General features: G+C 70.1%; 17 protein-coding genes. 10 read left to right on the top strand and 7 right to left on the bottom strand.

The window, feature by feature from the left end:
- Positions 1–5 precede the first annotated feature (5 nt).
- Positions 6–1,721: a hypothetical protein gene (locus HNR73_RS03365; RefSeq protein WP_184785779.1), complete on the top strand. Its 1,716-nt coding sequence runs from the start codon at positions 6–8 to the stop codon at positions 1,719–1,721.
- Between the two features lie 773 nt (positions 1,722–2,494).
- Here the strand turns inward: HNR73_RS03365 and mycP are convergent.
- The 6 genes from mycP to eccD all read right to left on the bottom strand — a co-directional run bounded on the left by mycP (position 2,495) and on the right by eccD (position 9,554).
- On the bottom strand, positions 2,495–3,760 hold the full coding sequence (gene mycP, locus HNR73_RS03360) for a type VII secretion-associated serine protease mycosin (protein WP_184785778.1): 1,266 nt from the start codon (positions 3,758–3,760) through the stop codon (positions 2,495–2,497).
- A gap of 56 nt (positions 3,761–3,816) precedes the next feature.
- Complete coding sequence (locus HNR73_RS03355; RefSeq protein ID WP_184785777.1) at positions 3,817–5,109, bottom strand: S8 family serine peptidase; 1,293 nt, start codon at positions 5,107–5,109, stop codon at positions 3,817–3,819.
- Positions 5,110–5,118: 9 nt separating this feature from the next.
- Positions 5,119–6,510, bottom strand: a complete 1,392-nt coding sequence (gene eccB, locus HNR73_RS03350) for a type VII secretion protein EccB (protein WP_184785776.1) — start codon at positions 6,508–6,510, stop codon at positions 5,119–5,121.
- Between the two features lie 861 nt (positions 6,511–7,371).
- The gene (locus HNR73_RS03345) at positions 7,372–7,668 is read right to left on the bottom strand and encodes a WXG100 family type VII secretion target (protein WP_184785775.1); all 297 of its coding nucleotides are present in this window, start codon (positions 7,666–7,668) and stop codon (positions 7,372–7,374) included.
- Positions 7,669–7,685: 17 nt separating this feature from the next.
- The gene (locus HNR73_RS03340; RefSeq protein ID WP_184785774.1) at positions 7,686–8,021 is read right to left on the bottom strand and encodes a WXG100 family type VII secretion target; all 336 of its coding nucleotides are present in this window, start codon (positions 8,019–8,021) and stop codon (positions 7,686–7,688) included.
- 138 nt (positions 8,022–8,159) lie between these two features.
- A complete protein-coding gene (gene eccD / locus HNR73_RS03335; RefSeq protein WP_275414554.1) occupies positions 8,160–9,554 on the bottom strand; it encodes a type VII secretion integral membrane protein EccD in 1,395 nt (464 codons plus the stop codon).
- Between the two features lie 127 nt (positions 9,555–9,681).
- On the opposite strand from eccD, the gene eccCa reads away from it, so the two are divergent.
- The 4 genes from eccCa (at position 9,682) to HNR73_RS03315 (ending at position 16,315) form a co-directional block, all read left to right on the top strand.
- Complete coding sequence (gene eccCa, locus HNR73_RS03330; protein WP_184785772.1) at positions 9,682–13,671, top strand: type VII secretion protein EccCa; 3,990 nt, start codon at positions 9,682–9,684, stop codon at positions 13,669–13,671.
- A gap of 63 nt (positions 13,672–13,734) precedes the next feature.
- Positions 13,735–14,037 carry a hypothetical protein gene (locus HNR73_RS03325; protein WP_184785771.1) on the top strand — a complete coding sequence of 101 codons (303 nt, stop codon included), beginning with the start codon at positions 13,735–13,737 and terminating at the stop codon, positions 14,035–14,037.
- An 85-nt stretch (positions 14,038–14,122) separates the two neighbouring features.
- Complete coding sequence (locus HNR73_RS03320) at positions 14,123–15,847, top strand: alpha/beta hydrolase (protein ID WP_184785770.1); 1,725 nt, start codon at positions 14,123–14,125, stop codon at positions 15,845–15,847.
- 12 nt (positions 15,848–15,859) lie between these two features.
- Positions 15,860–16,315 (top strand): hypothetical protein, encoded by a 456-nt coding sequence (locus HNR73_RS03315; RefSeq protein WP_184785769.1) that lies wholly within the window; start codon positions 15,860–15,862, stop codon positions 16,313–16,315.
- 51 nt (positions 16,316–16,366) lie between these two features.
- On the opposite strand, the gene HNR73_RS03310 is transcribed toward HNR73_RS03315, so the two are convergent.
- On the bottom strand, positions 16,367–16,924 hold the full coding sequence (locus HNR73_RS03310) for a hypothetical protein (RefSeq protein WP_184785768.1): 558 nt from the start codon (positions 16,922–16,924) through the stop codon (positions 16,367–16,369).
- Between the two features lie 143 nt (positions 16,925–17,067).
- On the opposite strand from HNR73_RS03310, the gene HNR73_RS03305 reads away from it, so the two are divergent.
- From HNR73_RS03305 to HNR73_RS03285, 5 genes are all read left to right on the top strand, one after another.
- Positions 17,068–17,502 carry a hypothetical protein gene (locus tag HNR73_RS03305; RefSeq protein ID WP_184785767.1) on the top strand — a complete coding sequence of 145 codons (435 nt, stop codon included), beginning with the start codon at positions 17,068–17,070 and terminating at the stop codon, positions 17,500–17,502.
- 10 nt (positions 17,503–17,512) lie between these two features.
- Entirely contained in the window at positions 17,513–19,102 is a 1,590-nt protein-coding gene (locus HNR73_RS03300) for a WXG100 family type VII secretion target (RefSeq protein ID WP_184785766.1), read from the top strand.
- A 103-nt stretch (positions 19,103–19,205) separates the two neighbouring features.
- Entirely contained in the window at positions 19,206–20,453 is a 1,248-nt protein-coding gene (locus tag HNR73_RS03295) for a S8 family serine peptidase (RefSeq protein WP_184785765.1), read from the top strand.
- A 95-nt stretch (positions 20,454–20,548) separates the two neighbouring features.
- Positions 20,549–21,793: a type VII secretion protein EccE gene (gene eccE / locus HNR73_RS03290; protein ID WP_184785764.1), complete on the top strand. Its 1,245-nt coding sequence runs from the start codon at positions 20,549–20,551 to the stop codon at positions 21,791–21,793.
- Complete coding sequence (locus HNR73_RS03285) at positions 21,790–23,421, top strand: hypothetical protein (protein WP_184785763.1); 1,632 nt, start codon at positions 21,790–21,792, stop codon at positions 23,419–23,421. Before eccE ends, HNR73_RS03285 begins: the two co-directional genes overlap by 4 nt.
- Positions 23,422–24,314 lie beyond the last annotated feature (893 nt).

Here is a 24,314-nt window from a genome sequence, read left to right as displayed (position 1 = left end):
AAGAGATGACAACCAACCCACCGGCTGAGACGATCGACGCCACGCCGGAGTTCATGAAGGTCAAGGCCGAGACCGCCGGTTCCGGCGGGAGCGAGAACCTGGCCCAGCGGTACCAGAAGTGCACGAAGAACGACTGCGGGCTGCAGCCCTTCGAGACGGAGTGGCAGGGCTGGGAGGAGCTGTTCGCCGGCCGTGTCGACGAGTCGGTTCTCCCGTACCCGGCCGACATGGAGGCCGCGACCTCCCCGACGAAGGCCGACTTCGACGCCGCCGTCGCCGCGATCCGTCCCGACATCGGCAAGAGCTACTCGCTGACGACGGTCCGTGACCACTGGCAGAACACGGTTCTCGACGCGCTCTCCGACATTCAGACCGCGCTCGACACCGCTTACAAGAACCTCGACCCCGAGTGGGACGGTAAGGACTTCGACGAGTTCGCCAAGCGGGCCAACGCGACGAGCGAGTTCCTCAAGGAGATCATCGACGACATCTCCGGCCAGGACGAGAGCATCATCAAGGGTCTCAACGACTACATGAACACGCTCTCGACCAAGCAGGGCGGGTGCCCGTTCCCGGCCGCGAAGGTCTGGTCCTACGAGGAGACCGACGGTTCCGACGAGGACCGGGTGCACATCCGGCCCGCGTTCACCCGTCGCGACTGCAAGGACATGTCGCTGGAGGACGCCGCCAAGGTCCTCGTCAACGGCATGGGCAACGCCGGCAGCCAGTACCGCGGTATCGAGCAGCAGTGGGCCTCGCACTTCAAGCAGACCAACTGCACGACGTACAGCCACCGCGACAACGACTTCTGGACCGAGCGCGACACCAAGATGGACCTCGGCAACAGCTGCGAGGTGCTCCCGGCGGACGAGCAGCGCACCCAGGCCGAGGCCAACGAGATGGCCAACCAGCACGTGTCCGCGGCGGCCCGTACCGCCAAGGACGAGGTGCTGGAGAAGTACAACGGCCAGTACGAAGAGGTCAAGACCGACATCATCGGCCGTCGTGACGGCGCGAACTCGGCTTACGAGAACGAGCACCCCAAGCTCGACCCGAACAAGCCGCCGCCCCCCGGGACTCCCGGTCAGGACTCCGGCACGACGCCGAGCCCGAGCCTGGCGAAGCCCCCCGGCAGCACGCCGCCCCCCGGCGGCATGCCGGACACGCCGAAGATGGACCCGCCGCCCAGCTTCAAGCCCGACCCCCCGACGGACATCAAGCCGCCGGACACGGACCTGCCCCCGCGGCCGGACATCGACAACCCCTCCAACCCCCCGACGCCGGACTACGGTGACATCCAGGGTGGCGGCGACCTCGGTGGCATCGGCTCCATCGGTGGCGGCGGTGGCGGCGGCTCCATCGGAAACCCGGGTGGTTTCGGTGGTGGCGGTGGCTCCATCGGCAGCCCCGGTGGCGGACTCGGTGCCGGTGGCGGTCTCGCCGCCGGTGGCGGCATGGTCGGAGCCGGCGGCAGTGCCGCGGGTGCCGGCAAGGGTGCCGCCGGCCGAGGCGGCATGGGCATGATGGGCGGTGGCGCCGGTGCCGGTGGTGCCGGTAAGGGCGCCGCCGGTCGCGGTGGCGCGGGCATGATGGGCGGCGCCGGTGCTGGACGCGGTGGTGCGCACGGGAACGAGAACGAAGAGCACGGCACGTGGTTGAAGGAAGACGAGGACGTGTGGGGGACCGACGGGGACGATGCTCCGCCGTCGTTGCTGCACTAGGTTTGTTCTGGTCTTAGGTAGGGGCCGGCGGCTGGATCCTGTGGGGTTCGGTCGCCGGTTTTTTTGGGTGGGGGGGTGCGGGTGGGGTGCCGGGGCTGTGGTTTTGGGGTGTGACCGGGGCTGTGGGTTCGGGGTGTGACCTGGGCTGTGGTTTTGGGGTGTGACTGGGGCTGTGGTTTCGGGCCGTGACCGGGGCTCTGCCCCGGACCCCGCAAGGGGCTTCGCCCCCTTGACCCCCGGCCTCGCTCGGGAGACTGGGGGTGCCTTGGCGGTCGCTGGTTGGGTGGCTGGGGTGCGGGCTGGGGTTGTTTGGCACAACCTGTCTCCGTCTTTTTCGGCCGGTCAAGGGGACACGAAGAACCTGGGGCTGTCAAGGGAAAGAGCGCCCTTGACAGCCCCAGAACCTTCGTGTTGCACCAATCCCTGGCCGAAGCGACGGAGACACAGGTAGACGCCTGGGGGTGTGTCGCGCTGCGCGCGACCCGGGGGCCTGGCTCCCGAGGGGTGCGGTCCTGCTTGCGTCACAAGCCGCCTGTAAGGCTGCTGATCGGGCCGTAGGGCGTCTCTCGGGGCGAATCGCCTGAAGAGGGGTGCCGAGCTGGGTGCTGAGCCGCTCCGGGGGTTTCAGCGTGCGGGGGGCTCGCGGCGCGCCCGTTTCGCGGCCGAGTTACCGAGCCGCGTCGAGCACATTGGGTCACGTCCAGCCGCGTCCAGCCGCACCGAGCCACGTCTCGCCACGTCCAGCCGCGCCAGGGAACCGTCGTGCCCAGCTCTTAGGCCGTGACTCGCCCGACGGCCTTCCCCGGTGTCCCGCGTCCGCCGCCGTTTCCCGTCCCGTTGCTTCCGCCGCCGGGGCGGTCGCGTCGGACGTGCTTCCGTACGGCTTGTCCCACCAGGATGATGATCGTCAGCAGGATGGCGCCCGCCGCGCTCAGCGAGGCCGCCACCTTGAGGTTGGCCAGCGGGTCGGCCGGGGGGACGGGTTGCGTGAAGGTCTGCGCGGGGAGGGCGGCGGGGGCGTGGGCGAGCTTTCCGTTGAGCGACGCCACCGCCTGGTAGGGGTTCACGATCCCGTAGCCCAGGTACTTGTCCCAGTTCCCGGCGGGCGAGTCGGCCGTCGCGAGGATGCGCTCGATGACGTCGGGGGCGCTCATGTTCGGGTAGTAGGAGCGCACGAGTGCGGCGGTGCCGGTGACGAACGCCGTCGCGAAGCTGGTGCCGCCGTCCTTCAGGACGCCGATGCCGCCGCCTTTGGGGGCGACGCTCGTGATCTGCACGCCGGGAGCGGCGATGTCGACGAAGTTCCCGTAGTTCGACTTGTCCGAGCGGACGCCCTGGGGGGTGATGGCCGCGACGCCGATGACGCCGTCGTAGGCGGCCGGGTAGACCGTCGTCCCCGCGGGGAGCTTCTCACCGATGTTGCCCGCCGCGGCGACGATCACCACGTCCTTGCTGACGGCGTCGGCGATGGCCGCCGCGAGCTCGTCGTTCTCGGGGGAGCGCACCGAGAGGTTGATGACCTTGACGCCCGCTTTGACGGCGTCGCGGATGCCTCGGGCGATGCGTCCCGGCGTCTCGGCGTCCTGACCGGCCTTCTCGCTGTCGACGATGACGCGGAAGGGCACGATCTGCGCTTCGGGGGCGATCCCGTAGAAGGGGCTGCCCTCCTGGTACTCGGCGGCGATGATGCCGCCGATGACGGTGCCGTGCGAGGCGCAGTCCTCCGTCGGGTCGTTGCCGACGTAGTCCTCGCCCTCACCTTCCAGGACTCGCGATTCGAGCAGGGGATGGTCGTCGGAGACCCCGGAGTCGACGACGCCGACCTTGACGCCTCGGCCCTTCGTCATCCCCCAGGCCGCTTCGGGTCGCAGCCGGCGCAGTTCCCACTGCTTGTCCGACGGCGAGTCCGACAGGGACTGCACGTTGCAGTCCTCGGCGACCGCTGCCGTCGGCAGCACCAAGGGGGCTCCGGCGAGCCCTATCAGCGAGGCGAGCAGGGCGGCGGTGGCGCGACGTACGGCGCGGGATTTCGTCGACACGTCGCCAGCCTATCGTGCGTCGTCATCCCGGACGCCTGCCGCGAAACGGTCCCGTTTCACAGCTTCAGGTCGCGCAGCAGGGCGATGGGTGCGCCGTCGTCGGGTTCGTCCGGTTCATCCGGTATGGGCTTGCGTCCCGCGCGCCATCCCCGGCGGCGGCCCCGGCGGAGGGCGCCGACGACGGCGAGGACGAGGATCGTGGCGACGGCGAGCACGGCGCCGATGAGCATGGCGCGGTCGGTGGCGACCTCGCGGTCGTGGGCGGCGGCGAGTTCGGCGGGGTCGGCCGGGGCGATCTCCATCGGCGCCATGCTGGCCCTGGGGGTGTCGCCGGGCATGTCGTCGGTGACGGCCCGGTAGGGGTCGACGATCCCGGCGCCGTAGGCGAGGCTGTCCATCCCGCCGGGGGCGGGCGAGGCGGTGGCGAGGATGCGCGCGGCGACTTCGGGGCCCCGCAGTTCGGGGTACGCCTCGATGACGAGTGCGGCCGTCGCGGACACGAAGGCCGCCGACAGGCTGGTGCCGGTGTTGGCGCCGTACTTGCCGTCGGGGGTCGCGAAGTGCACGTTCTCGCCGGGCGCGACGACGTCGATCCACGGCCCGATCTCGGATTCGGGGGAGCGCACGCCCTGCGCGGTGACCGCGCCGACGCCGATGACGCCGTCGTAGCCGACGGGGTAGCTGACGGTGTCGACGCCGGTCTTGGCCACGACCTCCTCGGAGTGGTCGTTGCCGCCGGAGGCGACGAGGACGACGCCTTTCTTGACGGCGGCGGCGATCGCGTTCTCGATGGCGTCGTCGGGGCGGTCGAACTTCAGGGACATGTTGACGACGTCGGCGCCCTGCGCGACGGCCCAGTCGAGGGCGGCGGCGAAGCCGCGGGCGTCGACGCGTTCGCCTCCGGTGTTCTCACCTTCGACGCCGCCGGCCTTCGGGTCGCCTTCGGTGACCTTCACCGGCAGGATCGTCGCGTCGGGCGCGAGGCCGCGAAAGCCCGTCGCGGGCGAGTCGCCCTGCCCGACGATGAGGCTGGCGATCCCGGTGCCGTGGCCGACGCAGTCGGTGTCGCCGCGTCCTCTCGCCTTTCCGGTGACGAAGCTGGTGCCGGCGAGGACGTGCCCGTCGAGCTGGACGTGACTCGCCGCGGCGCCGGTGTCGAGGGTCGCGACGACGACGCCTTTGCCGGTCGCGAAAGGCGCCACCTTCTCCGGCGGGAGCATCTTCTGCGCCCAGGGCACGGATTTGAGTTCGGCGCCTTCGGCGCAGTCGGCGGCGAACGCGGGTTGTCCACTGAGGACGATGAGGCCGCCGAGGAGGGCCGCGGCGGTCAGGAGGCGGGGGAGTCGCATCGCCTGCACCTACTGGCTCTTGATGGCGTTCTGCCGGGCCGCCGCCGGATCCAGCTGCGGGCCCATGGGCAGTCGCGAGGTCAGCAACGCCGGGAGTTTGACGATGTCGGACTCGCCGTAGCCGAAGTTCCCCACCAGTTCCCTTGAGGCGAAGGGATAGAAGACGCCCCAGTCGTTGACGAAACCGACGGTGCCGCTGCCCTCGGTGCCCGTCATCGACTCGACGAGCGCGGCGTGGCCGGGCGCGATGATGACCTCGTCGACGAGGTCGGTGCCGTTCGCCGAGGTGTCGGTGGTCTTCATCCCGCCGGAGGCGGGGACGGTGGCGTCGACGAGGACGCGGGGGGCGTCGCTCTGGTTGGCGAAGGTCGCGCAGGCCGAGCGGCCGGGCATCAACGGCATGATCGACGGGACCGCCGACATGACCGGAGCGTCGGTCGTGACCTGCGGGAAGAGGCTCGTCGTGGACTGCGCGCCGATGCTGGCCGGGCTCGGCACCTCCGTGACGGTCGCATCCTTCGTCACCGACTGGATGAGCACCGCCTGGAGTCGCGTGATCTCGGCCCAGCCGTCTTTGAGGGCCACGAAGCGCCGGTCGCCGGGCTCGCGGTAGATCTTCCCGACTTTCGCGCCGGTGATGGCGCTGGCGCCGTTGACGCCGTCGAGTTTCGGGAGCGCGATGGGCTGGCCCATGGGGAGCGAGTTGACGAAGGCCGCTTCGGTGCGGAGGCTGCGGGACGCGTCGGTGTCGCTGCCGCCGATGGCGGTGATGAGGCCGTCGTCGGCGATGGGGAAGCGGTGCTGGTTGGCGATGAGGTAGCGCTCGCCGGTCTGGAGGACGGCGATGACGCCTTCGTCGGGGGCGAGTTCGCGGCCTTGGGCGGGTTGCGCGCCGACGAAGAGGACGGAGTTGATCTCTTCGGCGTTGGTGGCGGATTTGCCGGGGCGGGCGCACAGTGCCCAGTCGCCGTGGAGGAGCCGTTCGGCGTCGGGGATGGAGTCGGGGGCGTTGGGGATGCCGACGGGGACGCCGCGGGGGAGTTCGGCGAGGGAGTCGCTGGAGCGGGAGAGGATGTTGGTGCCGCCGACGATGAGCGCCCCGGAGGCGAAGTTGAGGACGGGGTGGAGGGTGCCGTCGAGGTAGACGTAGCGGCTGCCGGTCTCTTTTTCGAGGATGACGGCTTTGCCTTCGGTGACGTCGTTGTTGATGCCGCCGGCGAAGAAGCCGATGACGCCGACGACGGCGAGGGCGAGCACGGCGACCATGATGCTGGCGAAGACGGCGCCCCCGGCTCGCCGGAACGGGGACTGGTCAGGGTCGGTCTTGCGGAAGACGAGGGCGGAGACGACCCGTTGCACCATGAACTGGTAGCTGTGCAGTTGATCGCGGCGGCTGGCCATTCGTCCTCCACGCTGGGGGCGTTGTCTCGGTACACACTAGGGCTTTCGCGGTGCCCGGGGACAGCCCGGCGGCGGGCGGGGCGGGGTGTTTCCGGGCGGCGGGGGCGGTGGATCTCTGCGGCGGGCGACCGAAGCCGAAGCCGCGGCCGAAGCCAGTACCTCCGGCGGCGAGCGGCGGTCGAGCTGTCCGCCCGCACAGGCTGGCGGACGCGCCGTACAGGCACGCGCCCACGGTCTCCCTCTAGCCGTCCGCCCGCGCAGGCTGGCGTGAACGGGCGGCGGTCTAGCCTTCCGGGCCGACGCGGGCCGACGTGAGTGGTCCTCACGTCAGCTCTTCTGTCGCACCTCGCCCGTATCGTGATTTTTGGGGCCCCTTTGGGGCGAGCGGGGGAGCGCGTTTTTCACGCGGCCATCCGCCGCCGAACGCTGCCCGCGACCCGCGACCCGCGACAAACACTCACACGAGCCCGTCTTCGAGACCGACCCACGGCGGGACCCGGGCGACAACCGCAACCCGCACCCACGCGAGCTCACCGACACGAGCCAACCTAAGCGAGCCAACCCAAGCGAACTCACCGACACGAGCCCACTCAAGCGAGCCCACCGACACGAGCCCACCCAAGCGAGCCCACCCACACGAGCAAGCCCCACAGTCACGACCCACCCACGCCGGGAACCCGGCACTGGCGGCGGGCCGAGCCCGATCCCCTACCTGGCAGGCGGTTTCGTTCGCGCCGCCCAAACAAGCAGAGCGCCGCCCAAACAAACAGAGTGGCGCCCGTCTGTGGATATCACCTTGGGGAGGCATCAGCACCAAGACGGGCGCCACGTTCTGTTTCGGGGGTGAGCCCGATTGCCGGTTCAGCGCTGGAAGTAGGTGGCCGCGCGCTTGTCGGTGGTGCTCATGTTCTGGGACGACTGGGTGAGTGCGGTCTGGACCCGGCCGAGGATGTCGCGGATGGAGTTGGCGGCGTCGCGCCATTGCTGCCGGCGCTGGAGGTACGCGGTGAGGGCTTCGCCCTGCCAGGTTTCTTCGATGGGTTTGAAGCCGGCTTCGACGTCGGCGAGTTGCTGGTTGAGTTTCCCGATGGCCGTACCGATGGAGCCGGCACCGTCGGCCATGACGCCGTGGTTGTAGACGAGCGTGGGGTCTGTCATGTTGTCTGCCCTCTCACCTAGAGCCGGTCGACGATGCTGGTGTCTTCGATGGTCTTGGCCACGAGGGACTGGGCTTCGCTGTCTTCGACGTCGAACTGGGCGCCGGAGGTGCGTACGCCTTCGGCGACCTCTAGGAGGGCGTCGGTAATTTTGATCATGTTGAGGCGGATGGCCTCTTGGACGCCTTGGAAGGTGGTGCCGGCGCTTCCGCGGAATCCGCTTTCGAGGGGCGCGAGGCCCGTGAGGAGCGTGGTGAGGTTGCCGGTGATCTCAGCTGCGACGTTGTCTGCCTTGCCGGCGGCGATGCGAAGATCGTTGGTTACTGCCTGGAGTTGAGCCAACTTGGGAGTCACCCCCACTGGTCTTGGGCCCCTGTGGGTCCACAGGATCCCGCATTTGTCGGGTCAGGGCGAAGGTATCGCCTTGTGTCAAGTCACGTTAGTGCCTGTTGTCAAGGAAGGGATGCGCGACTTTTCGCGGGTGGTGGGGAATCATCCGCCGAGGCCGTGGACGAGCCCGAATAGGCCGAGTACGAGGCATGCCATTGGGATCATGGAAATGATCAAAATGATGTCGGTGATGTCGGCGATGCGCCCGAGATATGGGGTGGGGGCGCGGCGGGCGTAGACGAGGCCGGCGGCGGCGACGATCGCGGCGAGGGGGAGGACGCCGCCGAGGAGGACGGCGAGGACGAGTCCGGAGTCGAGGTTCCAGACGAGTCCGGCGGTGAGGAGCGCGAGGCCGAGGACGCCGGTGGCGAGGAGGGGTACGCGTTGCCGGACGGCGGGGAAGAGCCTGGCGCGCAACAGGAACACGCAGGCGATGGTTCCGATGAGGAGGCCTTCGCCGGGTTGGGTGCCGGTGAGCGCGAGGACCACTGTGGACACGGCGGCGACGATGGACGCGCCGGTGAGCAGTCCGGTGAGGAGTTCGTCGGCTTGGACGACGGCGCTGAACACGCGGTCTTTCGGCGGCGGGTTTCCTTCTTTGACCAGGTCTTTGGCGGTCTGGGGGAGTTCGGGCATGGGCAGTTTCGCCAGGCGGATCGCGAGCAGTGGGCACATCGGCAGCAGTGCGACGGCGACGCTCATGATGATCGCGGCGACACCGTCGGTGCCGAGTGAGGTGAGGCCGATCAGTGCGGCGGCGACGCCGAGGAAGCCGATGAGGGCGGCGGCGGTGAACACGCGGAGCAGGTCGGCGATCCCGACGAAACCGATGATCCCGCCGAGCAGCAGTGCCGCCGATCCGACCAGGAGGCTCGGTGCGCCGAGGCCGGTGAGGGGCAGGTTCGCGCCGAGTACCAGGTAGCCGCCGGCGAACAGGTACGGCAGTCCGAGTGCGCCGATCAGCGCGCCGGCCATGGAATCTCCGGCGGCGCGTGACAGGACCAGGCCGATCAGCAGCAGGCCGAAACCGACGGCGACGGTGAGAATCCCGGCGAGGAACCAGTTCGGGCCGGTGGCGAGCACGCCGGCGAGGGCGAGCAGTGCGGTCACGGCGGTGATTGTCAGCCCGGTGCGGCGGGTGTGGCGTCCTTGCCAGGGGCTGCCCAGAACCTTTGCGCCGTCGGCGATCGCTTCGACGACGTCGTCGTACTCGCCTTCGGGCCAGTCGGCGTAGCGGGGCGCGAGGTGCAGGATCTCGCCGTCGCGGATCTGCTGCATCGCCAGTGATTGGGTCGAGTTGAGGGCCTTGCCGTCGGGCCGCCGCAAAGACCAGCCGCCGTGCCTTTCCCCGTCATCGGCGGCCGATTCCCCGGCGTAGTCGAGGACGGTCGGCAGCAATTCGGCCAGTGGAACGTGATCGGGAAGCACGAGGTCGATTCGGCGGCGCGGTGCCGATATGGTTAGCCGGGCAAGGCCGGTACGAAGGGGCGTGCTCACCGGGTACGTCCATCTCTTTAGGTGGAAGTATTCGCGGCTGCCGAAAGTACCAGGCCGCCGCATACGATGAGCCGACGCAACGCTGGAGATTCCCGACTCCGGCGGGCCGGCATGGGAGGTGCACCACGTGGGTCTCGTCGTGATCAAACGGCGTCCGCGCCGTCCGGCGCCGGACCTGCCCGAGGGCGATCTGGTTCTCGAATCGCCACCGGAACTGCCTGAGCCGGGCGGTAAGCAGTGGGGCCAGATGGTCATGATGGTGCCGATGCTCGCCGGTTCGGGCGCGATGATGCTGATGTTCACCGGCGGCCGGATGGGCGGCGGGGGTTCGAACACGACGCTCACGCTGATCTGCGGTGGTCTCTTCGGCGTCTCGATGCTCGGCATGATGGTCACGCAGCTGTTCCAGGGCGGGAGCCAGCCCAGTAAGCGCGAGATGCTGAACATGCGACGCGACTACCTGCGCCGCCTCGGTCATCTCCGCCGTGGTGTGCGCAAGACCGTCCGCGACCAGAAACGCGCGATGTATTACCGCCACCCGGATCCCGACACGCTCTGGTCGACGGTCGGCAGTGCCCGCGTCTGGGAACGCCGGCCCGCCGACGGCGACTTCGGTGTGGTCCGCATGGGTCTTGGCCCGCAGCGTCTCGCGACGCGGATGATCCCGCCGGAGACGAAACCGATCGAGGACATCGAACCCTTGTGCGCGGCCGCTCTGCGGCGTTTCGTGTCGACCTACGCGATCGTCGAGGGTCTGCCCGTCGCGATCGACCTGCGCGGTTTCTCGAAGATCTACCTGCGCGGCGAACCGGCCCGCGTCCGTGGTCTGGCCCGCGCGATGATCGCGCAGAGCGCGGTGTGGCATTCCCCGGAGGATCTGCTGTTGACCTTCTGCGTCGACGGTGAGACCGAACGCCTGTGGAACTGGGCGAAGTGGATGCCGCACGCCCTGCACCCGGAGAAGACCGACGCCCTCGGCCAGATCCGTCTCGTCGCGGCTTCGCTGCGCGAGATCGAGGAGCATCTCGGCGACATCGTCGAGCACCGGCCGCGGTTCAATCCCGCGACGCCCCCCACCGACGACAAGCACATCGTCGTCCTCGTCGACGGCGGCCACACCGGCGGCGCCGACACTCTCGCCACCGAGGGCGGCGTCGAAGGCGTCACCGTCCTCGATCTCACCAACGCGCCCCCGCGCACCCTCGACCCCGGCTACCTCGTCATGGAGGTCGACGCCGACGGCAGGCTCTGGTCGGTGTCCGGCGACGCCCGCGACGAGGTCGGCACCGGCGACAGCCTGAGCTTCATCGAGGCCGAGACCCTCGCCCGCCGCCTCACCCCGCTGCGCCTGTCGGCCATCACCGGCTCCGGCGGCGACGATTCCCCGCTCACCGGCGATCTCAGCTTCACCGACCTCCTCGATCTCGGCGACCCCTACGAGTTCGACACCAGCAGGCATTGGGCGCCCCGCCCCAACCGCGACCGCCTCCGCGTCCCCATCGGTGTCGGCCCCGACGGCGTCCCCGTCGAACTCGACCTGAAGGAGTCCGCCCAGGACGGCATGGGCCCGCACGGACTCATGGTCGGCGCGACCGGTTCGGGCAAGTCCGAGGCCCTCCGCACGCTCGTACTCGCCTTGGCCTGCATGCATTCCCCGGAGACGCTCAACTTCGTCCTCGTCGACTTCAAGGGCGGCGCGACCTTCACGCGCATGGACAAGATGCCGCACACGTCGGCGATCATCACCAACCTCTCCGAGGAACTGCCCCTCGTCGACCGCATGCTCGACGCCATCGCGGGTGAACTCAACCGCCGTCAGGAACTTCTGCGCAGCGCCGGGCAGTTCGCGTCCCTGCGCGACTACGAACGCGCCCGCGCGGCCGGCGCGCCCCTCGCGCCCCTGCCCAGCCTGATGATCATCTGCGACGAGTTCTCCGAACTTCTCACCGCCAAGCCCGAGTTCATCGACATGTTCGTCCAGATCGGACGCGTCGGCCGTTCCCTCGGCGTGCACCTCCTCCTCGCCTCGCAACGACTTGAGGAGGGCCGCCTCCGCGGCCTCGACACCCACCTGTCCTACCGGGTCGGCCTGCGGACCTTCTCGGCCGTGGAGTCCCGCTCGGTCCTCGGTGTCGCCGACGCCTACGAGCTGCCGCGTTCGCCCGGTCACGGTTACCTGAAGTTCGGCACCGAGGCCCTGACCCGGTTCAAGGCCGCCTACGTCTCCGGCGTCTACCGGCGCAGCGCCGCCGAACGCGCCATCGCCGCCGCCGGCGGGCCCGCGATCCAGCAGTACACGGTGAACTACGTGGCCCCGCCGCCCGAGCCGGAGGCGCCCCTCGACTTCGACGACGCCGACAACGAGGCCGTCGGGGAGAGCCTGCTCGACGTCCTCGTCGGCCGCATGGAGGGCAAAGGCGTTCCGGCGCACAAGGTCTGGCTCGACCCGCTCGACGAAGCGCCCACATTGGACACTCTGCATCCGGCGCTGGTCACCGACGCCGAGCGCGGCCTGACCATCAGCCGCGAAGACCTGCGGGGCTCGCTGGTGATCCCCGTCGCCGTCGTCGACCGTCCCTACGAGCAGCGCCGGGACGTCCACAGCCTCAACCTGTCCGGTGCCGCCGGGCACATCGGTATGGCCGGCGGAGCACAGACCGGCAAGTCCAGCGCCGTCCGCACCGTCATCACCAGCCTCGCCCTGTCGCACACCCCTCGCGAGGTACAGATCTACTGCCTCGACTTCGGCGGCGGATCCCTCGCGCCACTGCGGAAACTCCCGCACGTCGGCGGTGTCTGGCAGCGCCTCGACGTCGACCAGGTCCGCCGGACCGTTTCCGAGGTCTTCACGATGCTGGAGGACCGCGAACGCCAGTTCGCCGCCGAGGGCATCGACGGCATGGGCACCTACCGGCAGCTGCGCAAGGAGGGCAAGTACGCCGAGGACTCCTTCGGCGACGTCTTCCTCGTCATCGACGGCTGGCTCACCCTCCGCAACGACTTCGAGGACCTCGAAGCCGTCGTCACCCAGATCGCCCAGCGCGGCCTCTCCTACGGCGTGCACGTCGTCGCCGCGGCCAACAAGTGGTCGGAACTGCGCCCGGCCATCCGCGACCTGCTCGGCTCGAAACTGGAGTTCCGTCTCGGCGACGTCTTCGACTCCTACCTCGGCCGCCGCGGCGCCGAGGCCGTGCCCGAAGGCCGCCCCGGCCGCGGTCTGACACCCGAGGCGATGCACATGCTGACCGCGCTGCCCCGCATCGACGGCGATTCCGACCCGCGGACCGCAACGAAAGGCCTCGGCGACCTCGTCGACCGCGTCGCCGCGGCCTGGACCGGTCCCGTCGCGCCACAGGTCCGCATGCTCCCCGAGAAGGTCTCCTACGAACTCCTGCCCGTCGGCGAGGACCTCGACCGCAAGGGCCGCATCCCCATCGGCATCGCCGAGTCCAACCTCCAGCCGGTCTTCGTCGAGTTCGACAACGACCCGCACCTGATCTATCTGTCCGATGTGGAGACCGGCAAGAGCACCTTCATGCGCTCCCTCATCCGGTCCATCACCACCCGCTACAGCGCCAAAGAGGCCGCGATCATCCTCATGGACTACCGCCGCAGCCTCCTCGGCGAAGTCCCCGAGGAGTACCTCCTCAAGTACTGCTCCTCCACCGCCGTCACCACCGACGCGGTCCGCCAGATCGTCGTCGGCATGGACAAGCGCCTCCCGCCCGCCGACATCACCCCCGAGCAGCTGCGCGCCCGCAACTGGTGGACCGGCCCCGAACTCTTCGTCCTCATCGACGACTACGACCTCATCATCGGCGGCGCCCAGAACCCGCTCCTGCCGCTCCTCGAATACGCCTCCCAGGCACGCGACATCGGCCTCCACATCGTCCTCACCCGCCGCTCCGGCGGCGCCGGGCGCGCCATGTACGAGACCTTCATCAACCGCCTGCGCGAACTCGCGTCCCCCGGCTTCCAGGGCTCGGCGCCCAAGGACGAGGGCGTCCTCCTCGGCAACGTCAAGGCACGCCCCCTCCCACCCGGACGCGGTCACCTCATCACCCGCCGCGAAGGGGTCCGGCTGGTGCAGCTCGCCCACGTGGAACCGAGGATTTAGGCTTGCTGCACCGGTAACCCGCACACCACGGCCGCACCCCTCGGTCCACGGAGGTCGATCGACATGCCCACCGACCCGGCACGACGCACGTCGACCGACGCCTACGGCACCCTGCGCCCGGCCGCGTCGGAGGCGCCCCCGGAGTTCGACGGCGACTACGTCGACGACGCCGCCGTGTGGGCACCGGCGAAACGAGCCGTCCCACCCGTCCTCGGCCGTTACGAACGCGACACCGGCAAACCCCTCATGCGCTACGACGACCAGGTCGACGAAGGCCGCGACGAGAGCGCCGGCGCCAAGAAGAAGGACGCCTTCGACGACGGCTGGCAGGACGACAACGGCTCCGCCATCGACATCAGCTTCTGACCCACCGCCCGCTTCACGCGGATTTCACCGCTCGCTTCCTAATCTGAGTGCACACCTGTGCCTCATCATTCCGGGAGCCCCAGCGATGGTGACCTTCGCGCAACTCCAAGCAGCCAACTCCCAGCCCTTCCGCGACTCCGCCAAGGCCTACGGCGAACTCGCCGACTGGCTCGTCGACCGCAGCGACGCCGGGGTCAGGCAACTCAACCTGGTGCCCGACGCCTGGGACGGCGAAGGAACCGCCGCGGCCGTCACGGCCATCAAGAACGTCTGCGTCGAAGTCGACGACGCCGTCGTCGTACTCCAGCGCCACGACCAGATCCTGGCCGACTTCGCCGGTGAGATCGACAAGGCGAAGGCACTGCTCACGTCCGCGATCGGGCAGGCGCAGGCGATTCCGGCGACCGTCGGTCCCGACGGGGCCCTCACCGTCGACCCGAAGGACGGACCGCCCGCCGGGCACCCGGCCTGGGGCGGGATCAACACCCTGGTCACCGCCGCCGCCAAGGCGATCAGCGACGCCGTGCAGTACGCCACGACCGCCGACACGACCGCCGCGACGAGCCTGAACGCGTTGGTGCCGGGCCTCACCAGCAGCCCCTACCCGGTCGAGGGCATCCCGCCGCGCGGATCCGATCCGAAGAAGGTCAAGGAGTGGTGGGACTCGCTGACACCGTCCCAGCAGCAGTTCCTCATCGCCCGCAACCCCGACATGATCGGCTGGCTCGACGGCGTTCCGGTGACCGCGCGCGACCAGGCGAACCGGCTGACCCTCGTCCAGCAGCAGACGAACCTGCAGAGCGAGCTGGAACGCCTGGAAGGCGAGGGGAAGAAGGACAGCGACGAGTACAAGGCCGCCAAGGAGAAACTCGACACCCTCAACATGGTCGAGCAACGGCTCGAAGCCGGCACCGGTGACGGTCAGGCGGCCGACGGCCTCCAGGGCAACAACCAGCGCGCGTACCTGCTGGGCATCGACCCCAGCGGTGACGGGAAGGCCATCGTCGCCATCGGCAACCCCGACACCGCCGACAACGTCTTCACCTACGTCCCCGGCACCTCCACGGACCTGTCCAGCATCAAGGGCGACATCAACCGCGTCGAACGCGGTGTGTTCGACGCCAACAACATGGATCCGAGCAAGCGCACCGCCGGGATCATGTGGCTCGGCTACGACGCGCCCGACAAGGTCTGGGAGAAGGACTGGTCCTTCGGCACCGGCGACGCCATGGACCTCACCTACGCCAACAACGCCGGCGCCGACCTCGACCGCTTCCAGGACGGGCTGCGCGTCACCAACGCCGGCGCGCCCTCGAACAACACCATGGTCGGGCACTCCTACGGGTCGACCGTCATCGGCGTCACCGCACGGGACCACGGCCTCGACGTGAACAACATGGTCTTCGTCGGCAGCCCCGGCGTCGGTGTCGACACGGCCCCCGAACTCGGGATCGACCCGAACAACGTGTACTCCTCGCACGCCAAGAACGACCCGGTGCTGCTCGGCAAGGACCCCATCGACCTCATCTACGACGTCGGCAGCGGGCAGGGAACCTCGGACACGGACCTGATCCACGGCAACAACCCGACCAGCAAGGACTTCGGCGGGCACTCCTTCAAGAGCAACGACGGGCCCAAGTTCGCCGACCCCGAGGTGAAGTTCAAGGCGGCCTGGCCGCCCGTGACGGTCGACCCGCACTTCAACGGCGACGCCCACTCCCAATACTGGGACGACGGCAACGAGAGCCGCACCAACATGGCGAAGGTCGTCACCGGCAACGGCCCCACCGTCACCGGCGACCACAAGTAGCGAAGAGGACCCATGACCACCGCATCCCCTCCCTCGCAGCCGATCCCGAGCGAGCAGAACGCCTACGCCCGCGCCGACGAGCACATCGGCGAGGCGATCGTGGCGCTGTCCGATCCGGTGCGGCTGGAACCCGGCATCCGCAACGCGATCGCCTACGACGCCGGCGGCATGGGCACCGGCGAGCTCTCCAACGTCGAGGTCTCCTACACCCTTGAGGACTTGCGCGACGACGAGATCCCGAGCGCCCGCAACGAGCGCTACTTCGCCGTTCTCAAGGAGTTCTGGACACAGCGCGGCTACGTCCTGGTGTCCGACACCGCCGAGGGTGACGACCCGCAGCCGCCGGGGTTCCGTGCCGTGCACGTCGAACATCCGGCCGACCGCTGTCACCTGTCGCTGAAGCAGGGCGGTCAGTACAACCTGTGGATCACGGCGTCGATGACGGCGCTGACCGCGAAAGCGGAGTAGACGGCCGCTCCGGTCGCGCCCGAGACCAGGGCGCGACCGGACTCGCCCTGGTCACCGGCGCGGCGCTCCTGGCCGAGCCGTCGTGAGCCGGTAACCCGACCAGCCCACCACGACCACCGCGACGCCCAGCCCGACCAGCAGCGGACGGCTCAGCGCGAAGGGGTACAGCGGAAGCTGCGGCCCCGAGGTCACCGATACCGACCGTCCACACAGGATCGTCGCCGCCCCCGCGAACCACGGATCGAGCCGCACACCGCCCGAAGGCACGGCCACGGTCCGGACCTCGCCGTCGTCGGGCCGCACCAGGCACTCGGAGTAGTTCGCGTCGCCGCTCCCGATCGGGCCTCCGGCGAGGAACACGGCCTCACCCGGCCACCGGTACGGCGACTCGTAGCTCGCCGGTGCGCCCCCGAGGGTCGCGTACGCCAGCAACACCAGCCCCACGACGAGAGCCGCGAGCAGTACCGGCACCACGATCCGCATGCACAGCCGCCCGATGCGCCGTCGCCTGCGGCCGCGCGCCGACGCCGCCAGCTCATAGGAGCGGCGCCGCTCCCCGAAACGCGGTGTCCCGGCCGACCGGCCGCCCTTATCCCCATGCATTGTCATCACGGAATGTAACGACTGGAGTGCGTATTGGTGGCGACGCGGCTTTTGCTTCCGAATGGGCTCAACCGAATGGTGGCGAGGGTTGCACCCGATCGGTACGCTCATCGCACCATGTAGGCGCCCGCACATGGGGGAGGTAGATCATGACCGAGCCCGGTCCCGGCTTCAAACCGGTCGAAGTCGATGTGTATTCCATGCGATCTTTCGCGCTCGCGCTCAGAGCGGAGGTAGAGACCAACCTCTCCGACGCCGTCGTGAACGTGAACAGTCAACTCAAGAACCCCAACGTCCACCCGTCCGGCCTGTACGTGGAGGGCCAGCCCTTCGGGGCCGATCCCCGCAACGAGCCCGCTCAGCTCATCTCCAATTACCACACCGGCGCGATGCAGCAGGGCACGCAACTCATGATCGCGTTCATGCAGGGAATGACGGCCCTGTCGAACATCGCGATGAAGGTGGCCGCCGAGTACCGGTCGACCGATGATCTCAATCGGGCGACCGAAGAGGAGATCCGCGAGAAACTCAACATTCCCAAAGATCTTCCCCTCGCTCCCCGTCGCGCGATGATGCCGGATTAGAGAGGCGGCCATGGGAGATTTCGAGAAGTACAACCTGACCGAGATCAATGAGATCGTCCACGCCGACGACCCGGCCGCCATGCAGCAGCAGGTCGCGGGCTGGCAGGAGATGAAGAAGTTCTTCGACGACCAGCTCACTCGTTTCGACGGACGTCTCCCGGCGATCCAGCAGTCCTGGAGCGGACCCGCGGCCGAGGTCTTCTTCGGCGAGGTCGCGAGCATGCGCAAGACCCTTGAGGACGCCGCCAAGACGGCCGACGGCAACGCTCAGGGCTGGGCGGCGATCGCCGAACGGACCAAGACCGCACAGGACAAGGTCAAGGACATCGAGGGTCGCTTCCAGACCGCGATGGGCAAGGCGAACGACGACTACGACAAGGCCAAGAAAGAAGACGACGAGAACTTCAGCCTGCTCGACCTCTCCGACCTGTGGGAGAACCCGGCCAAGCCGAAGGCCGACGACGTCCGGGCGCCGTTCGACCGTGAGGCGCGCACCGAGATGGACAGCGCCTCGACGGAAGCCCACACGGCGTACATGCAGAAGATCTTCTACCCGCCGGACTTCGAACCCCTCAACGATCCCGGCGCGGTCGCCGACCCCGGCGAGTGGGACGAGTACACCACCAACAACGAGAACAACAACCTCGGCGGCAGCCGCAACAGGCTGCCGAGCACGCCGGAACCGGGCGGACCGCCGACACCGACGCCTCCGCCGCCCACCCCGCCTCCGACGCCGCCCCCCACCCAGCCGCCCCCGACCCCGCCACCGACTCCACCGCCCCCCACACCTCCGCCGACACCGCCACCGGTGCCGCCGCCGAACGACCCGCGCCTGGAGTTCCCGCCGGTGCCGCCTCCGGTGACCCCACCGGTCGCGCCGCCCCCGGTGACCCCGCCGGTCACACCGCCGGTCACGCCACCGCTTCCGCCACCTCCGGTGACTCCGCCGTACGTGCCGAAACCCCCGGTGTCGCGGCCCCCGGTGACTCCGCCGAAGCCGCCGGTCACGCGACCACCGGTGACCCCGAAACCCCCGGTCGCCAGGCCACCCGTGACGCCGAGACCTCCGGTGACGCCACGGCCGCCCGGCACGATCACCCCACCGAAGCCCGGCGGACCCCCCGGCACGGGCACGCCGAGACCACCGGTCAGCAGGACCACCCCCTACGGCAAGATGACCAACCCGGTCATCGGCCAGCGGACGACCGGCACACCGCCTCCCGGCACGCGCAACCCGGCCATGCCGCGGGAAGCGCCGGGAAGCCGCGGCGTCATCGGGCAGCGCGGCAGCCAGCCGACCGCCCCCGGACGCGGCGCCGGCCAGCCCGGCGTCCGCGCGGCCGCGCCGAAACCGGTCAAGGCCCAGGAGAACGGCGTGATCCGCGGATCCCGCCCCGGCCAGGCCAACGGCGTCCCGCCACGCCAGGTCCAGCGGGCGCGGGAGGACGAGGAAGAGGAGGAGCGGTACGGCGACGGTCCCCTCGACGACGACCTGTTCCGCGTCGACGGGGGAGTCCCCGACGTCTTCACCGCCAAACTCCCCTACCAGGGCGAGCATCGGTCCGGGCCGGCTCTTTCCGGCCGGGACGACCGTAATTGACGGCAATCGGGTGACACGGTCCGTTTGTCACCCGTGACACGCCCGGGGCCGGCGACTATCGTCGGCTTCGGGCGTTGTCCTACCACGGGAAGGAGCGGCGACGGTGAACACGATTCCCCGCCGGCTCGGCTCCGCGATCACGGCCTTCGCCATCGGCGCGGCCGGTGTCCTCTCCTTCCCCGCCACCGCGTCGGCCGACGAGAACCGCGACGGGCAGTGGTACCTCGACGCCCTCAAGGTCGCCGAGGCCCATCAGGTCACCAAGGGTGAGGGCATCACCATCGGCATCCTCGACTCGGGCGTCGACGCGACCCACCCCGACCTCGCCGGCAACGTCCTGCCCGGCACGGACCTGGCCGGAACCGGCGGCGACGGCCTGACCCCCTCCGACGACCACGGCACGAGCGTGGCGTCGATCCTCGTCGGCGGCGACGACACCGACGGGATCCTCGGCATCGCCCCCGCCGCGAAGCTCATCTCCGTGCGCATCACCGACGCCGACGGCGAGTTCGAGGTCGGCCGGATCCAGGAGGGCATCCGCTGGCTCGCCGACAACGGCGCCGACGTGATCTCCCTGTCCCTGTTCGATCCCGGCGCGGAGGAAGGCGGCCAGGCGGCCGTCGACTACGCGATCGGGAAGAACATCGTGGTCGTCGCCGGGGCCGGCAACCGGCGCGGTGACGAACCGAACGAGACCTGGTCGGCCGTCGGCTACCCGGCCGCCTACCGCGGCGTCGTCGCGGTCACCGGGACCACCCGCGAAGGGGAGTACTGGGACGGTTCGGTCGAACACGCCTACGGCATCGGCAACTGGGCGATCTCCGCGCCCGCGACGGACATGCGCGTCGCACTGCGCGGCGGCGGCTACGAGACCGCCGACGGGACCTCCTTCGCCGCGCCGATCGTCGCCGGGACCATGGCCCTGATCAAGGCGAAGTACCCGAACCTGAACCAGCGCCAGCTCCTCGAACGCCTCCTCCTCACCGCCGACGACAAGGGCACCGAAGGCGAAGACCTCGAATACGGCTGGGGCATCGTCGACCCCCTGGCCGCCCTCACCGCCGACGTCGACTACTACGAAGACCCCGCGCCCACCGACGACACCGCCTCCGAAGCGGTCGCCGCCACCGGCGACGACGGCGCGGGGACCGGCGACCTCGTCCCCGTCATCGTCTCCGGCACCGTCCTGGCCGTGGTCGTCGTCGGCGTACTGCTCCTCATCCGCTCCCGGCGACGGCCCCCGACACCCGCCGCCGCACCGCGAAACCGGCCGGTGGGACCACCGCCGCAGGCCGCACCCGAAAGCTGGCGCAGGCCACCCGAACCAGGACCCCCGCCGCCCGCGAGGTGACGGGGTCCCACGAGAGTGGCGGGCACTCGTAGGATGGGCATATTCGTACGAACAGGCTGCCCGCCGCACACCACCCTTCAGGAGGGCCGCAAGACATGACGATGGTGCAGGCGCCACCGCGCGCCCGTGGCAGCGCCACGATCCGCGGGGCGGCGAAACGCGAGAACCGGATCGCGTTCACCGCCTCGGTCCGCAACCGCCTCGGCCCGTTCACGATCACCCAGCTGGTCGCGATCGAACTGGCCGCCGTGGCGGTAGGGGCCACCCTCGGCCGACCCCTGCCGTTCCTGATCGGTGGCGGGGTGGCCGCGTTCCTCCTGCTCATCGCGGTCTTCATCCCCAGCGGTGGACGGTGGCTCTACCAGTCGGTGCCCATGCGGCGCCGCCTCAAGGCCCGCCGCAAGGCGTCCCTCCAGGTCCGCGACGACAACCTCCTCGAACAGCTCTCCCCGGACATCTCCATCAGCCGGGTGGAGGACCGCGACGCCATCATCGGCGTCGCCCGCGACGGCGCCGGCTGGTTCGCCGCGCTCGCCATGGGCGGCCCCGACGGGATCGGCGCGCCGGTGCCCTTCGAGCGGCTCACGCGCCTGTTCACCGAGGCGGGCGCGCCCGTGTCGGCGATCCAGGTCATCGCGCACACCGTCCCCGTCGGCGTCGCCATCCAGGGCAGCCCGGCCGCCCAGTCCTACCAGGAGCTCCTCGGCGGCACCGCCGCCGTCGTGCACCAGACGAGCTGGCTGGCCGTCCGTCTCGACCTGGGCGACGCCGCCGACGCGGCCGTCAACCGCGGTGGCGGCGTCGAGGGCGTGCACAAGTCCCTCGCCGTGACCGTCAGCCGCATCGGGAAGGCACTGCGCAACGCCGGCGTGACCCACCGGGTCCTCGACGACGACGGCCTCCGCGCCGCCCTCAAGCAGTCGCTCGCGCTGACCACCGTCAGCCCCACGGCCAACCCGCGCACCAACGAGACGTGGAAGTCCTGGCAGGCCGGCGGCCTGGAGCACATCACGCACCGGATCCGCAGCTGGCCCAGCGACATGGCCACCCTCCCGCGCGTCCTCGACGAGGTCGCCGCCGTCCCCGCCGCCTTCACCACGGTGTCGGTGACCATCTCGCCCGGCCCGGTCTCCCGCCGGGCCCCCGACGGCGCCCCCCTGGAGCGCCGCATCGAGGTGCGCGGACTCGTCCGCCTGTCGTGCGACCCGAACACCTCCGCGATGGTCTGCGGCCGCCTCCGCGACGCCGCCGCCCAGGTCGGGACGCGCCTGTCGCGGCTCGACGGCGAACACGGCCCCGCCGCCTACGCCTCGGCCCCCACTGGAGGAGGTCCCCGATGAGCGACCCCAACGGCCCGTACCAGCAGCAGCCGCCGCAGTACCCCGGCCAGCGCTACGTACCGCCCCCCGCCGAGGAGGAGCGGCCCGAGGAAGGCGACCAGCCCCGCCGTCCCACCTCCGGGAAGGCCTCCGTGCCCGGCCTCATCCAGCCGCCCCCGGCCGGACAGGCCCCGCCGCCCCCGACGACCGGACGCGCCAGCGCCTCGGTCTACGGCAGCGCCCGGCCCGTACCGCCGCCCGGCGGTGACATGCCGACCAGCAGCCAGCCGCCCCCGGCGAACCCGAACCCGCCGACGACCGGCCGCGCGAGCGCGTCGGTGTACGGCACCGCGCGCCCGGTGCCCCCGCAGCCCGCTCAGCAGCCGCCTCAGCCCCCGGTGAACCCGCCGACGGGCCGGACGGCCACGGGCGCGCCAGGACGCGCCAGCGTGCCGATGCCGCCCGCGCCTCAATCGGGACCGCCCGCGCCGCAGTCGGCGCCGCCGGCGCCCTACCGGCCCGACCCCATGTCGGGGACCATCAGCGGACGCATGGACGCCCTCGCGCCCCCCACGCCCTCGGTCCCCGTCGCGCCGCCCAGGCCGCCACAACCGCCGTCGGTGCCGATCTCGGCGCCGCCGAGCATGCCCGTGTCCGGGCCCCCGAGCATGCCGGTCTCCGGACCGCCCATCTCCGCCGCGCCCATGTCGGGCCCCATCTCAGGACCGATCTCGGGACCCCCCTCCGGACTCATGTCCGGCATGTCCGGGCCCGTCTCCGGACCGATCTCGGGCATGCCGGTCTCCGGACCGCCCATCTCCGGCGCACCCGTCTCCGGCGGATCCAGCCAGTTCTCACCGGGCATCTTCGGACCCAAGTCCGCCAGCCGGGTCGGGACCGTCTACGGAGGCCAGGGCGGCCCCGCCGCCGCCACCGAAGTCGTCGAAGGACCCGACGGCAGGACCATCGACCCCCTCGGCGCGGGCCGTCACATCGCGACCCCCCGAGCACTCGAACTCCTCGCCACCCCCGCACCCCCCGCCGGACTCGTCATAGGGCGCGACGCCGAACGCAAACCCGTCGTCGTCCCCATGTTCCGGCCCGAACCGACCCGCGCGGCACTCGTCGGAGGCCTCTGGGCGGCGAAGATCGTGGTCTTCCGCGCGCTCGCCCTGGGCGCCCGCGTCGCGGTCTGCACCGTCCGCCCCCGCGAATGGGAAGGACTGGGACGCGCCGCCACCGGACGCGACGACAGGCTCGCCGTCCTCGCCGGCGACAGGCCCGTCACCGTCGACGCGAACCCGCACTCGCCCGCGCTCTACGTCTACGACGTCGGCGACCACGGCACAGCGACGACCCCGGTACTCGGCCCCTGGCGCACACAGCTGACGGTGCTGCCCAGGCTCACCGTCTACGGGTCACAGGCGGTCGAAGACGCCCACCTGAGCATCCTGCAAAGGCTGCACCCCGACGAGGCCCCCGCAGCGACCACGTCGCTGCGAGTCAATACCGACAACCTCAGGCTCCTGCAGATGATGTACGACGACATGGTCGCCGTCGTCCGCGACGGAGTGCCCGAACGCTTCGTGTGGTCGACACCGACGTCGCACGAGACGAGGCTGTTCGGGAACCCGCACCGGGGGTACTGAGGTTCTGGACGTGCGGAAGCCCGGCTCACTTGTGGGCCGGGCTTTTGCGTGGGTGGGGGTTGGAGCGGTCTCGGTGGGGTGGGGAATGCCGTAGCCCGGCCGCTCTGCCGCTCGCCGCAGCAGTAGCCGCCGACCCGCCATCAGCGCCGGGGCAGCGCCACTGGCATCTCGTCCCTCCGCCGCTGCACCCCCGCCCCTCCGCCCCTCCGCCACGGGAGGTGCGGGTAGTTGAGGCGTGTGTGCGGGTTTCGCGACCGGATGTGCGTGCGTCGCTTCTTGGGTGGGGGTTTGGCTGGGTCTGCGCGCGTGGCCGCACCTGTTGGCGCTTTTCGTGTCTGCTCCGCTTCCACACTTGCGCCCGCTCCCGAGCCGCAGCCGCTCCTGCCTCGGTACGCGCGTTTGCTCCAGCTGCTTCCGGCAGTCGCTGCACACCCGCGTTCGCCGTGTGCCGTGTCGCCGACCGAGACCACGCCCGCCTTCCCCGCCTCTCCCACCTCCCCCGCCTCTCCCGGGCTAGGGCGCGTGGGGGTGGTGTTGATCTCGCGGTGTGTTCCCGGGTTCGCCGGGAAGCCATACCCACCACACGACCGTGACTTTCGGGGACAGGCCCCCTGGGGTCGCGCGCAGCGCGACACACCCCAGGGCGTCTACCTGTGTCTCCGTCGCTTCGGCCGTTGATTGGACGACATGAAGGTTCTGGGGCTGTCAAGGGCGCTCTTTCCCTTGACGGCCCCAGGTTCTTCATGTGCCCTTGAAAGGGCCGAAAAAGACGGAGACACGCAACGCCAAACCACCCCGGCCCCACAACCCCGGCCACCCAACCAAAGACCGCTAAGGCACCCCCAGTCTCCCGAGCGAGGCCGGGGGTCAAGGGGGCGAAGCCCCTTTGCGGG

The organism is Phytomonospora endophytica (assembly GCF_014202425.1).
Taxonomy (GTDB): Bacteria; Actinomycetota; Actinomycetes; order Mycobacteriales; family Micromonosporaceae; genus Phytomonospora; species Phytomonospora endophytica.
This window is presented reverse-complemented; position numbering and strand designations above follow the sequence as displayed.